Below are 12,516 nucleotides of genomic sequence, written 5' to 3'. Positions count from 1 at the left end.
AGTGTAGCGGGCGACGGGCGACGCGCTCAGGGCGGCGTGCCGCTGCCTCCCCTGCCCGGCGGGCCCTTGGCGCGTTGCGCGGTATCGGTCGGGCACCAGGTCGGCAGCCGCTTGCCGGCGCGATAGCGCGCGACACAATCGCGCATCTCCTCGTCCACCGCACGTGCCGGCGTGTCGACCGGGCAGCCGTAGGGCAGCGGCCCCTGCGCACGATAGGCCGCGATGCAGGTGGCCAGCGACGGCGGGGCCGGCGCATGCGGATCCTTCGCCAGCGGTGGCGGCGGCATGTTCAGGCGCTCATCGCCATCGTTGGGCGGCGGCGGGGCCGGCGGCAGGCCGCAGAACGGCGTGGGAACGCCCAGCAGGGTCTTGCACTTCAGGTGCACACCGCGCGGGAGATTCACCGTCTTGCTGCTCGGCCCCTTGCCCTGCAGTGCTCCGACCAGTTTGCGCAGCCCCGCCTGCGCGGCGTTCTCGCCCGGCGGCGGGAAATACTGCTCGAAGCGGGTCGAACGGTAGGGCACCGGCGAGGTGTGCTGCATCACCTGCATATCGCCGGTGGGCTTGCGCTGGATGTACTCCGGCACGGATGCGGACGCGCTGGCCGAAGCCGCGGGCAGGCGCGCCACACCGTCGCGGTCGAACAACGAGGGCAGGCGCGGCGCCACGCTCGTGGCCGGTGCCGGTGCCGGTGCCGGTGCGGCCGCGGTCGGCTCCACCTGCATGGCATCGTGCCTGGGTGCCTCGTGCACCGGCGGTGCTCGCCGCGGTGCCTGCAGGGCCAGGGGCGGGGGCGGGGCCGGCTGGCTCGCCCGGGGGATGAACCGCACCTGCAGCACCGATGCATCCGTAGCCACCTCGCCGCCGTCGAACGGCGCCGCCGGCGGCGGTTGCATGACCTGCCACAGCACCAGCGCGAAGAACCCGTGCAGCAGGGCCACCGCGACCCAGGCGAACAGCCGCCGACGACGCCCGCGCGGCCAGGGACGACGGCGCAGGCGCTGCAGCAGGGCACGCGTGTCATCGTCCAGTGGAGCCAGCCCGGGCGGCGGCGTCCAGCGGTGCGGGTCGGGCGAAGGCGTGGGTTCGATGGGCGACCTCGGGGGCGATGAGGCGGTTTCCGGCAACGCGCGGATCGGACTCCGCCCCGGTCGAACCGCGAGGTCTTACGGACCCTGGGCAGCGCGCCGGGTTCCCTGCGACGCCCTGGCCCCTTGACCGCGGCGCCCGATGGGAGAACCCTCGCCGGGCGGCTTACGCCGCTTCTCTCCGCCATGACCGCCCGGACGCACGCGCGCCGCGGACGACCATGACGGCCCGTCAACGTTCGCCGCGCCATGCGGCCTCGTGCGGCGCCGTCGACGCCGGCTCGGGACCCGCGTTCGCGCGCAGGAGGGTCCTGTCATGTCCGTATCGAGGAGCAAGCTTCCCGCCAGCCAAGCACGCCGGTCGCCGCGTCCAGCGCGGTGGACCGGCCGCCGACCAACCGTGATCGAACGGCACGGGAGAGCGTCATGAACGCGCCGCGCCTCGTTCCTACCGAAAACATCCGCAACATCGCCCTGGCCGGCCACGCCGGCAGCGGCAAGACCAGCCTCTTCGAAGCCCTGCTGTACGCCGCCGGCGTGATCCAGGCCCAGGGCACGATCGAGCGCGGCAACACTTTCTCCGACACCGACGTGCAGGAGAAGGCACGCGGCCACTCCATCGACACCTGCCTGGCTTCGCTGATGCACGGCGACTGCCGCATCCAGCTGATCGACACCCCCGGCTACGCCGATTTCCGCGGCCCGGCCCTCGCCGCGCTGGCCGCGGTGGACACGGTCGCGGTAGTGGTCAACGCCGCCAACGGCATCGAGCACGGCGCGCGCCGCATGATCGAGCACGCGCGCCAGCGCGGCCTGGCCTGCGTGCTGGTGATCAACCGCATCGACAGCGACGCCGCCGCGCTGCCCGCGCTGGTGGAGGAACTGCGCGAGGCGTTCGGCCGCGAGTGCCTGCCGGTGAACCTGCCCGCCGCGGGCGGCACCGAAGTACGCGACGCGTTCTTCCAGCGCGAGGGCGACACCGACTTCTCCTCGCTGGCCGAGGCGCACCAGCAGCTGATCGACCAGGTGGTGGAGATCAACGAGACGGTGATGGGCGCCTACCTGGACACCGGCGAGGACGCGATCACGCCGCAGCAGCTGCACGATGCCTTCGAGCAGTGCCTGCGCGAACGGCACCTGGTGCCGATCTGTTTCATGAGCGCGCGCTCGGGCGCCGGCGTGCGCGAATTCCTGGACTTGGCCGTGCGGCTGCTGCCGCATCCGGGCGAAGCCAACCCGCCGCCCTTCCTCGATGCCCAGGACAAGCCGGTGCCGGTCGCCGCCGACCCGGCGCAGCACGTGATCGCCGACGTGTTCAAGATCGTCAACGACCCGTTCGTCGGCAAGCTCGGCGTGTTCCGCGTGTGGCAGGGCACGGTGCGCCGCGACACGCAGCTGTTCGTCGACGACGGCCGCAAGCCGTTCCGCGTCGCCCACCTGCTGCGGATCGAGGGCAACCGCCACGTCGAGATCGACCAGGCCGTCCCCGGCGACATGGCGGCGGTGGCCAAGGTGGAGGAGATCCACTTCGACGCCGTGCTGCACGACTCCCACGACGAGGACCGCATCCACCTGGTGCCGATGGCCTACCCGCAGCCGATGGCCGGACTGGCGCTGGAGCCGAAGCACAAGGGCCAGGAACAGAAGCTGGCGCTGGCGCTGGGGCGACTGGCCGAGGAGGATCCCTGCCTGCGCGTGGAGCATCGGCGCGAACTCAACGAGACCGTACTGCGCGGGCTCTCCGAGCTGCACCTGTCGATCGCGCTGGAGCGCATGCGCGAACGCTATGGCGTGGAGGTGATCACCCACCCTCCGCGGATCGCCTATCGCGAAACCATCACCGCCAGCGCCGATGGCCACCACCGGCACAAGAAGCAGACCGGTGGCGCCGGCCAGTTCGGCGAAGTGCTGCTGCGGGTCGAGCCACTGGAGCGCGGCGCCGGCTTTGCTTTCGTCGATTCGGTGAAAGGCGGCGCGATTCCCGGCCAGTTCCTGCCGGCGATCGAGAAGGGCGTGCGCCAGGCGATGGACCACGGCGCGATCGCCGGCTTCCCGCTGCAGGACGTGCGCGTGACCGTGCTCGACGGCAAGCACCACTCGGTCGACTCGAAGGAGGTCGCCTTCATCACCGCCGGACGCAAGGCCTTCCTCGATGCGGTGGGCAAGGCGCAGCCGGTGGTGCTGGAACCGATCGTGTCGCTGGAGGTGGCGATCCCCGAGGCGCACGTGGGCGACATCACCGGCGGCCTGGCCGGCAAGCGCGCGCGCATCCTCGGCACCGACCTGCAGCGCGGCGGCGAGCTGCTGATCCGCGCCCTGGCGCCGCTGGCCGAGCTGGCCGACTACGCCACCGAACTGCGCGCCGTCACCGCCGGGCGCGGCCGCTACGGCATGGAGCTAAGTCATTACGAACCGGCGCCGCCGGCGATGCAGAAGCAACTGCGCGAAACCTGGCGCCCGCACCCGGACGAGGACTGAGCCGGGACCGCCGGCGCCCGCCCGGGCGCCGGCCTCAGGCGGCCAGCCGTTCGATCAGTGCCTCGGTGAAGGCCGGGATGTCGTCCGGCTTGCGGCTGGTGATCAGCGTGCCGTCGGCCACCACCGCCTTGTCCCGCCATTGCGCGCCGGCATTCTCCAGGTCGTTGCGCAGCGACGGCCACGAGGTGACCTTGCGCCCCATCACCAGGCCGGCGTCAATCAGCGTCCACGGCCCGTGGCAGATCGCGGCCACCGGCTTGCCGGAGGCGCCGAAGTCGCGGATGAAGGCGATCGCCTCCTCGCGCAGCCGCAACTGGTCCGGATTGATCACTCCGCCGGGCAGCACCAGCGCGTCGAAATCCCCGACGTGCGCCTTGGCCAGCGGCATGTCCACCTTCACCGAGCCGGCCCAGTCGCCGCCCGTCCAGCCGCGGATCTGCTTCGATCCGTCCGGCGCGACCACGTCCACGCGCGCGCCGGCAGCCTCCAGCAGGCGCTTGGGTTCGGTCAGCTCGCTGTGCTCGAAGCCGTCGGTCGCCAGGACGGCGATGCGACGGCCGTGCAGATCGTTGGGGCTCATGGCGGGGATCCTCGGCAAGTGGGGAGGATGAATGTCGCAGGTCGCGCATCGCCGGGGCGTCGTCGTCGCGTTACCCCGGCGTGATCGCCCGATGCGGCGGCGTGCCGTGCCGCCGCCGCGCGACTGGGCGACACTCTGCGATCCGATCCACGCCATTGCCGAGGCCGCATGAGCGCCGAGTACATCCTGGCGATCGACCAGGGCACCACCAGTTCCCGCGCCATCCTGTTCGACCGCGCCGGCCGCATCGCCGGCGTGGCGCAACGCGAGTTCCCCCAGCACTTCCCCCAGCCGGGCTGGGTCGAGCACCACCCGCGCGAGATCATGACCAGCGTGCTCACCACGATCACCGAGGTGATGAACGACACGCAGGTCCCCGCTTCGGCGATCGCCGGCATCGGCATCACCAACCAGCGCGAGACCACGGTGGTGTGGGACAGGGTCACCGGCCAGCCGATCCATAACGCCATCGTGTGGCAGTCACGGCAGACCCGCGCCATCTGCGAGGCGCTGAAGGCCGCTGGCCACGAGCCAATGGTGAAGGCGAAGACCGGCCTGCTGATCGACGCGTATTTCTCCGGCACCAAGGTGAAGTGGATCCTCGACCACGTCGACGGCGCGCGCGAACGCGCCCGCCGCGGCGAGCTGGCCTTCGGCACCATCGACAGCTGGCTGATCTGGAACCTCACCGGCGGCAAGGTGCACGTCACCGATGCCACCAACGCCTCTCGCACGCTGATGTACGACATCCATGCACGCCAGTGGGACGACGAGCTGCTGGCGATGCTCGACGTGCCGCGCGCGATGCTGCCGGAGGTGCGCTCGTCCAGCGAAATCTACGGACACACCACGCCGGAGCTGTTCTTCGGACGGGAGGTGCCGATCGCCGGCGTGGCCGGCGACCAGCAGGCCGCGCTGTTCGGCCAGGCCTGCTTCGAACCAGGCATGGCCAAGAACACCTACGGCACCGGCTGCTTCATGCTGATGCACACCGGCGAACGGGCCGTGGCCTCGGAACACGGCCTGCTCACCACCATCGCCTGGGACGTCGACGGCCGGGTCGAATACGCGCTGGAAGGCGCGATCTTCGTCGCGGGGTCGGTGGTGCAGTGGCTGCGCGACGGGCTGCGCATGTTGGGCAAATCCAGCGACTCGCAGGCCTACGCCGAGCGCGCCGGCGACAGCGACGGCGTGTACTTCGTGCCGGCCTTCGTCGGCCTCGGCGCACCGTACTGGCGCAGCGACGTGCGCGGCGCGGTGTTCGGCCTGTCGCGTGGCACCAGCAAGGAACACTTCGTGCGCGCCGCGCTGGAGTCGATGGCCTACCAGACCCGCGACGTGCTCGATGCAATGCAGGCCGATGCCGGCATCACACTGAGGGAGTTGCGCGCCGACGGCGGCGCCATCGCCAACGACTTCCTTGCCCAGTTCCAGGCCGACATCCTCGGCGTGCCGCTACTGCGGCCAGAGGTCACCGAAACCACCGCGCTGGGCGCTGCCTACCTGGCCGGACTGGCCACCGGCTTCTGGTCCAGCCGCGAGGAGATCGCACGGCAATGGGCGGTGCAACGACGCTTCGCACCGTCGATGCCGAGCGAGCGACGGGAGGCGCTCTATGCCGGCTGGAGCATGGCGGTGCAGGCGACGCTGGGGTTCCGGGTCTGAATCTTCGCGCCCTTGCTCCCTGTGGGCGGCCAGCCTCGCCACGCCGCTGCATCGATCGCCCACAGGGTGGGCTCCTACGAAACATGCCCCTGTAGGAGCGCACCCTGTGCGCGATCCGGCCTCGCCACGACGCTGCATCGATCGCCCACAAGATGGGCTCCTACGAAACATGCCCCTGCAGGAGCGCACCCTGTGCGCGATCCGGCCTCGCCACGCCGCTGCATCGATCGCCCACAAGATGGGCTCCTGCGAAACATGGCCCTGTAGGAGCGCACCCTGTGCGCGATCCGGCCCCGCCACGCCGCTGCATCGATCGCCCACAGGGTGGGCTCCTACATGAACGTCGACGCGGCGGGACAAAAGCCGGCCGCGACCCTCAGCGCTTGGGCTGCAGCAGCGTGCCGGTGCACTTCGGCGAACCGCACAGGCACTTCCACAGCTTCTTCAGCCGCGCGGTGTGCGGCACTTCCAGCACGATGCCGTAGTTGTAGGTGAGTTCCTCGCCGGGCCTGATCGTGCGGATCGCCTCGATCATCACCTTGTCCTTGCGCAGGTCGCCGTTGGCGCTTTCCTCCACCACGGCGCGGCAGTTCGGATCGCAGCTGTGGTTGATCCAGCGCGCCGTGTTGCCGTTGCGGTTGGCGTCGATGATGTAGTCGTCGTTGAGGGTGAACAGGAAGGTGTGCCCGGTCTCGCCGCCGTCGCCGTACATCTCGTCGGCCTCGGCGTGGGTCATCAGCGTGCCCTTGTACTGGACGATCTCCTCCCCCTTGCGGATCACATCGGTGGCGAAGACACCGTTGCCGTGGATCGGCGAACGGCGGGCGACGAAGCGTGCGGGCATGCGGACATTCCGGTGACAGGCAAACCCCGATCATGCCCGTTCGGCATGAACGTGGGAACCGCGACGGCGCGCGTCGCTGGCCGGCAGCGGGTTTTCGGCTGCGACGGCGTGGACGGTTTCGGCCGCCATGCAAAGGTGGTTAGAATCAGAGATTCAAACGATCGTTTGGAGAAGCCGTGATGCGCCTGCCCCGCTGGATCGCCCCCGCCGTGCTCGCCCTGGGCCTGGTCGCCTGCGGGCCGCCGCGCAAGAGCGTGTTCCCGCCAGCGGTCAGCATCCAGCAGTTGCAGGTTCAGCCCGGCGGCGGATGGCACCTCACCGTGCGCATCCAGAACAACAGCTACGGCGAGATGGACTTCACCTCGCTGGAGGGCACGCTGCAGGTGGCGCAGCTCGAGCCGGTGCGCCTGCACGGCACCTTCAAGCGCGATATCCCTGCCCTCTCCGGCGACGTGGTGGACATTGACGTGCTGCCGACCTCACAGATGACCGCCGCGCTGGCCGCCGTCGCGGCCAAGGGCAGCGCCGGTTCGCTCGCCTACCGGGTGAGCGGCACCGCCCGAGCCAAGCCCGAGCAGGAAAAGCAGGCCCGCGATTTCGACTTCAGCGGCAACGACTGGCTGTCGCCCGTGCCCGGGATACCCGGCACCTTCCGCTGATCCGCTCCTCACATCCCACCCATTCCACCGAAGGACATCGCCATGACGCTTTACAAGGCCCCCCTCGACGACCAGCGCTTCGCCCTCTTCGACGTCCTCGGCGCCGAAGCGGTGCTGACCGGGCTGGAAGGTGGCGACGGCCACACCCGCGACCTGCTCGACGCCGTGCTGGAAGAGGCCGGCAAGCTCGCCGAGCAGGTGCTCGCGCCGACCAACTGGCCGGGCGACCAGGAAGGCTGCCACTTCGACAAGGACACCCACACGGTCACCACGCCGAAGGGTTTCAAGGAAGCCTTCAAGGCGTTCGCCGAGGGCGGCTGGGCCGGCCTGACCATGCCGGAGGCCTACGGCGGCCAGGCGCTGCCGGCCGTGCTCGGCACCGCCACCACCGAGCTGTTCCAGTCCGGCAACCTGTCGTGGAGCCTCTATCCGCTGCTGTCCGAGGGCGCCTGCCACGCGATGGAACTGCACGGCGAGGAGTGGCAGCGCGAGCTGTTCATGAGCCGCATCGTCGCCGGCGACTGGACCGGCACGATGTGCCTGACCGAACCCCAGGCCGGTTCCGACCTCGGCCTGCTGAAGACCCGCGCCGAGCCGGCCGGCAAGGGCCTGCACGACGCCACCACCTACAGGATCACCGGCACCAAGATCTTCATCAGCGCCGGCGAGCACGATCTGGCCGAGAACATCGTGCACCTGGTGCTGGCCCGCCTGCCCGACGCCCCGGCCGGCAGCCGCGGCATCTCGATGTTCATCGTGCCGAAGTTCAAGGTGAATGCCGACGGCTCGCTGGGCGAGCGCAACAACGCCTACGCCGGCGCCATCGAGCACAAGATGGGCATCAAGGGATCGGCCACCTGCGTGATGAACTTCGACGAGGCCGAGGGCTACCTGATCGGCCAGCCGCACAAGGGCCTGATGGCGATGTTCACCATGATGAATGCCGCCCGCCTGTCGGTCGGCGTGCAGGGCCTGGCGCTGTCGGAGCGCGCACTGCAGAACAGTCTCAACTACGCCCGCGAGCGCCTGCAGTCACGTGCGCTGTCCGGTGCGAAGTTCCCCGACAAGCCGGCCGACAACCTGCTGGTGCAGCCGGACGTGCGCCGCATGCTGCTGACCCAGCGCGCCTTCGTCGAAGGCTCGCGCCTGCTGGTGCTGTACAACGCGCTGCAGGTGGACGTCGAGGCGCGTGCCAAGGACGAAGCCACGCGGCAGAAGGCGAGCGAGCTGGTCGCGTTCCTGATCCCGATCTCCAAGGCGCTGGTCACCGAGCTGTCGATCGAGTGCACCAAGGAAGCGCTGCAGATCTACGGCGGCCACGGCTACATCGGCGAGAACGGCATGGAGCAGTTTGCCCGCGATGCGCGCATCACCACGCTGTACGAGGGCACCACCGGCATCCAGGCGGCCGATCTGCTCGGCCGCAAGATCCTCCAGCTGCAGGGTGCGGGCTTCCGGCACTTCCTGGAGGAGATCAGCGCGTTCTGCCAGCAGCACAGCGCCGACGAGTCGCTGCGCGCGATGATCGGTCCGCTCGCCGTCTACACCAAGCAGTGGGGCGAACTGACCATGAAGCTGGCCGGCCGCATCCAGGCCAACCCGGAAGAGCTGGGCGCCGCCGCCAACGACTACCTGTACTACTCCGGCTACATCACCCTCGCCTACCTGTGGGCGAAGAGCGTGGCCGCGGCGGACCGTAGCAGCCAGCCGGAAGCGTTCAAGCAGGCCAAGCGCGACACCGCGGCGTTCTACTTCGCCCGCATCCTGCCGCGTTGCCTGATGCACCAGGCAGGCATCGAGGCCGGCGTGGCGACGCTGCCCCAGATCGCCTGACGCCGTCGACGCCCCTTCCGAAGCGCCCGGCCCTGCCGGGCGCTTTTTTTTGCGCGACAGCCGATCTCGCGGCCACTGTCGCAGGGCCAGGCGATTGCTACGCCGCGGGCCTTCATCGGGGAAAATCCATGCGTCGGATTGCCGTGCTGTTCGCCTGCCTGCTCGCCTGCACCCCCACCTTCGCCGGGGCGACACTGAAACCCGGCGACACGCCACCGGACGCACTGGGCATCACTCGCGACGGCACCCATCTCACGCTTTCGCCCCTGCGCGGCAAGGTGGTGGTGAGCTTCTGGGCCACCTGGTGCGGCTACTGCATGAAGGAGATGCCCACCCTGGGCAACATCCAGCAGGTGGCGATCCAGAAGCACCTGCCGCTGCAGATCGTGGCGGTGAATCACCGTGAGAGTGTGCGGACGTTCGCCGCGGTGTCGCGCAACATGCATCGCATCCTGCCGACCCTGCTGATGAGCCGCGACGGTGACGGCAGGGTCGGGCGCCCCTACGGCAGCGACGACGGCATCCCGGTGATGGCGATCTTCCATCCGGACGGCACGCTGGCCAACCTGCACGTGGGTTACGACGAGAGCGATCTCGACGGGATCCTCGCCGAGATCAACGGCCTGCTGGCCGACGCCACCAAGCCCCAGGCCGCCGTCCCACACTGACAGCGGCACCCTGCCGCAGTGGCTTACGGTCGCCCCGGCGACCGTGACAAGATGCCGGGTCGCCGAGATCGCGAGACCGCCTTTCCGTGCCCATTCCACGCCGCCAACGAGGCTTCGTCGCCTGGCTCGCCATCGTCGCCCTGTGGCTGACGATCGTCGCGCCCGTGGTGTCGCAGACGCTGGCGAACCCGCTGGATTCGCTGGTCAGCATCGGTGCCTGCGGCGTGCACCACCCGGACGGCACGCAGACGCCGCCGGCCGGCCACCTGCTGGAGAAGTGCGGCTACTGCGGCATGATGGCCGGGCATTCGATGCTGCCCGACGCATCGCCGGTACAGGTTCCAGGGCTTGCGCTGGCCGGTCCGTCGCCCACTGCCGTCCGGCCGCCCGAACGCAGCACGATCGTGCTGCTCGCGGCCGCACCCCGCGGTCCTCCTGTCGTCGCGCACGCCTGAACCCACGCCACGCGAATAGCTGACCGCCCGTCGCCGGCCCTTCCGGACCGCCGACTGGCCAGCGCATCCGCCCCGTGATCGCGCGCGGCCTGCGTGCCGCGCGTCGTTGCCGACTCCAGGGATTTCCATGACTCATCCGACGCTTCATCGGCGTGCGCCTGCGCACGCCCACTTCCTGCCGCGCGCCCTTGTCGGCGCCATCGCGCTGGCGCTTGCCGGCCCCGCACTCGCCACCGACGCGGACCCGGCGACCGAACTGGCGCCGGTCGTGGTCACCGCACCGATGCAGGATAGCCCGCTCACCGTCGTGACCGACCCGAAGGCCCCGCGCCAGCCGGTGCCGGCCAGCGACGGCGCCGACCTGCTCAGGAGCATTCCCGGCTTCTCGGTGATCCGCAAAGGCGGCAGCAACGGCGATCCGGTGCTGCGCGGCATGAGCGGCTCGCGACTGGGCATCCTGATGGACGGCGGCCAGATCGCCGGCGGCTGCCCGTCACGCATGGACCCGCCGACCGCCTACATCGCGCCGGAAAACTACGATCGCGTCACCGTGATCAAGGGCCCGGAAACGGTGATCTACGGGCCCGGCAACTCGGCCGGCGTGGTGCGCTTCGACCGCGACTTCAGCCGCTACGCCGAACCGGGTTACCGCGTCGACGCCAGCGTGCTCGGCGGCTCCTGGGGCCGCAACGACCAGAACCTGGACCTGCGCACCGGCGCCCCGACCGGCTACCTGGGGGTTGCCGCCAACCACACCCATTCGCAGGACTACGCCGACGGCGCCGGCCACCGCGTGCACTCGCGCTACGACCGCTGGAACGTCGACACCACCGTGGGCTGGACGCCCAGTGACGACACCCGGCTGGAACTGGCCGTCGGCAAGGGCAACGGCCAGGCCGCCTATGCCTTCAGCGGCATGGATGGCTCGCAGTTCCTGCGCGAAAGCGCCGGCCTGACGCTCGTGCAGCAGCACCTCACGCATCATTGGGACACGCTGGAAGTGCAGGCGTACACCCATTACGCCGACCACGTGATGGACAACTACACGCTGCGCCAGCCCGATCCGGCCAGCATGATGCCGATGGCGATGGCCTCCAACGTGGCCCGGCGCACCCGCGGCGGGCGCATCGCCGGCACCTGGCGCTGGGACGAGGTGCTGGAGCTGGTCGCCGGCATGGACGGCTCGACCAACGCACACACCTTGCGCAACGGCGGCCCGCCGGACAGCATGATCTACTACGGTCTGCTGCCGCGCCTGCGCGACGCCCGCATGAGCGACGTCGGCGCGTTCGGCGAGCTGCGCTGGACCCTTGCGCCCCGCCAGCGCGTGATCAGCGGCATCCGGCTGGACCGCGCACAGGCCCGCGGCTACCAGCTCACCCTGCCTTCCGCCGGCACCAGCGGCATGGGCGGCGGTATGAGTGGTGGCATGGGCAGCAGCACGACCAAGGTCACGGCGAGCCGCTCCGACACACTGCCCTCGGGTTTCGTGCGCTACGAAAGGGACCTCGCCTCCGCGCCGGCCACGTTCTACGCCGGCATCGGCCATGTCGAGCGTTTCCCCGACTACTGGGAGCTGTTCGGCGGGCACGTGGACACCTCCGTCACCAGCTTCCGCAACCTGCAACCGGAACGCACTGCCCAGCTGGACATCGGCCTGCAGTACCACGACGCCCGCATGAAGGCCTGGGTCTCCGGCTACGCCGGCATGGTGCAGGACTTCATCCTGATGCGTTACCCGGCCAGCGCCATGGGCACGGGGACGGCCAGCAACGTGCAGGCGCGCATTGCCGGCGGCGAAGCCGGCGTGAGTTATGCATTCGATCCGCACTGGAGCGGCGATGCCTCGCTCAGCACTGCCTGGGGCCAGAACCGCACCGAGCATCGCCCGCTGCCGCAGATGCCGCCGCTGGAAGCCCGCTTCGGGCTCACCTATGCACGCGATGCATGGTCGGTGGGCGCACTCTGGCGCGTCGCCGCCGCCCAGCGTCGGGTGGCGGTCGGCGAAGGCAACATCGTCGGCCAGGACCTGGGGACCAGCGGCGGCTTCGGCGTGCTCTCGCTCAACGGCAGCTACCGTCTCGGCCGGCATCTGACGCTGAGCGCCGGCATCGACAACCTGCTGGACAGGACCTACGCCGAGCACCTCAACGCCGCCCCGACCGGACTGGTCGGCTACGTCAGCACCGTCCGCGTGAACGAGCCCGGGCGCACCGCCTGGATGAAGCTCGCCATCCACCTCTGAC

10 protein-coding genes are annotated in these 12,516 nt (G+C 70.0%); 7 read left to right on the top strand and 3 right to left on the bottom strand.

From position 1 onward, the window contains the following. Positions 1-26 precede the first annotated feature (26 nt). On the bottom strand, positions 27-1,127 hold the full coding sequence (locus ATSB10_RS18510) for a hypothetical protein (protein ID WP_205631074.1): 1,101 nt from the start codon (positions 1,125-1,127) through the stop codon (positions 27-29). Between the two features lie 387 nt (positions 1,128-1,514). Between ATSB10_RS18510 and fusA the strand changes: the two genes are divergently transcribed. Continuing rightward, on the top strand, positions 1,515-3,566 hold the full coding sequence (gene fusA, locus ATSB10_RS18505) for an elongation factor G (RefSeq protein ID WP_063674174.1): 2,052 nt from the start codon (positions 1,515-1,517) through the stop codon (positions 3,564-3,566). A gap of 34 nt (positions 3,567-3,600) precedes the next feature. Here fusA and ATSB10_RS18500 read toward each other — a convergent pair whose 3' ends face one another. Continuing rightward, entirely contained in the window at positions 3,601-4,146 is a 546-nt protein-coding gene (locus ATSB10_RS18500; protein WP_063674173.1) for a type 1 glutamine amidotransferase domain-containing protein, read from the bottom strand. 168 nt (positions 4,147-4,314) lie between these two features. Here ATSB10_RS18500 and glpK point away from each other — a divergent pair, with 168 nt between their 5' ends. Continuing rightward, positions 4,315-5,811 carry a glycerol kinase GlpK gene (gene glpK / locus ATSB10_RS18495; protein ID WP_063674172.1) on the top strand — a complete coding sequence of 499 codons (1,497 nt, stop codon included), beginning with the start codon at positions 4,315-4,317 and terminating at the stop codon, positions 5,809-5,811. A 376-nt stretch (positions 5,812-6,187) separates the two neighbouring features. On the opposite strand, the gene ATSB10_RS18490 is transcribed toward glpK, so the two are convergent. Next, on the bottom strand, positions 6,188-6,655 hold the full coding sequence (locus ATSB10_RS18490) for an SET domain-containing protein (protein ID WP_063674171.1): 468 nt from the start codon (positions 6,653-6,655) through the stop codon (positions 6,188-6,190). 179 nt (positions 6,656-6,834) lie between these two features. Between ATSB10_RS18490 and ATSB10_RS18485 the strand changes: the two genes are divergently transcribed. From ATSB10_RS18485 to ATSB10_RS18465, 5 genes are all read left to right on the top strand, one after another. Further along, positions 6,835-7,314 (top strand): hypothetical protein, encoded by a 480-nt coding sequence (locus tag ATSB10_RS18485; RefSeq protein WP_063674170.1) that lies wholly within the window; start codon positions 6,835-6,837, stop codon positions 7,312-7,314. A 42-nt stretch (positions 7,315-7,356) separates the two neighbouring features. Continuing rightward, positions 7,357-9,147: an acyl-CoA dehydrogenase C-terminal domain-containing protein gene (locus ATSB10_RS18480; protein ID WP_063674169.1), complete on the top strand. Its 1,791-nt coding sequence runs from the start codon at positions 7,357-7,359 to the stop codon at positions 9,145-9,147. 128 nt (positions 9,148-9,275) lie between these two features. Next, positions 9,276-9,815 carry a TlpA family protein disulfide reductase gene (locus ATSB10_RS18475; RefSeq protein ID WP_063674168.1) on the top strand — a complete coding sequence of 180 codons (540 nt, stop codon included), beginning with the start codon at positions 9,276-9,278 and terminating at the stop codon, positions 9,813-9,815. A gap of 86 nt (positions 9,816-9,901) precedes the next feature. Beyond that, positions 9,902-10,270, top strand: coding sequence for a DUF2946 family protein (locus ATSB10_RS18470; protein ID WP_063674167.1), 369 nt, complete (start codon positions 9,902-9,904; stop codon positions 10,268-10,270). 127 nt (positions 10,271-10,397) lie between these two features. Then, positions 10,398-12,515, top strand: a complete 2,118-nt coding sequence (locus ATSB10_RS18465; RefSeq protein WP_063674166.1) for a TonB-dependent copper receptor — start codon at positions 10,398-10,400, stop codon at positions 12,513-12,515. The last annotated feature ends 1 nt before the right edge of the window (position 12,516 follow it).

Source organism: Dyella thiooxydans, assembly GCF_001641285.1.
Lineage (GTDB): Bacteria > Pseudomonadota > Gammaproteobacteria > Xanthomonadales > Rhodanobacteraceae > Dyella_A > Dyella_A thiooxydans.
Note: the sequence above shows the minus strand (reverse complement) of the source record. Positions and strands in the feature narration are given on the sequence as shown.

What these genes read in the sequence shown, in the direction of transcription:
- fusA (WP_063674174.1), top strand. Translation starts at nt 1,515, where the DNA reads ATGAACGCGCCGCGCCTCGTTCCTACCGAAAACATCCGCAACATCGCC.
- ATSB10_RS18500 (WP_063674173.1), bottom strand. Translation starts at nt 4,146, where the DNA reads ATGAGCCCCAACGATCTGCACGGCCGTCGCATCGCCGTCCTGGCGACC.
- glpK (WP_063674172.1), top strand. Translation starts at nt 4,315, where the DNA reads ATGAGCGCCGAGTACATCCTGGCGATCGACCAGGGCACCACCAGTTCC.
- ATSB10_RS18490 (WP_063674171.1), bottom strand. Translation starts at nt 6,655, where the DNA reads ATGCCCGCACGCTTCGTCGCCCGCCGTTCGCCGATCCACGGCAACGGT.
- ATSB10_RS18485 (WP_063674170.1), top strand. Translation starts at nt 6,835, where the DNA reads ATGCGCCTGCCCCGCTGGATCGCCCCCGCCGTGCTCGCCCTGGGCCTG.
- ATSB10_RS18480 (WP_063674169.1), top strand. Translation starts at nt 7,357, where the DNA reads ATGACGCTTTACAAGGCCCCCCTCGACGACCAGCGCTTCGCCCTCTTC.
- ATSB10_RS18475 (WP_063674168.1), top strand. Translation starts at nt 9,276, where the DNA reads ATGCGTCGGATTGCCGTGCTGTTCGCCTGCCTGCTCGCCTGCACCCCC.
- ATSB10_RS18465 (WP_063674166.1), top strand. Translation starts at nt 10,398, where the DNA reads ATGACTCATCCGACGCTTCATCGGCGTGCGCCTGCGCACGCCCACTTC.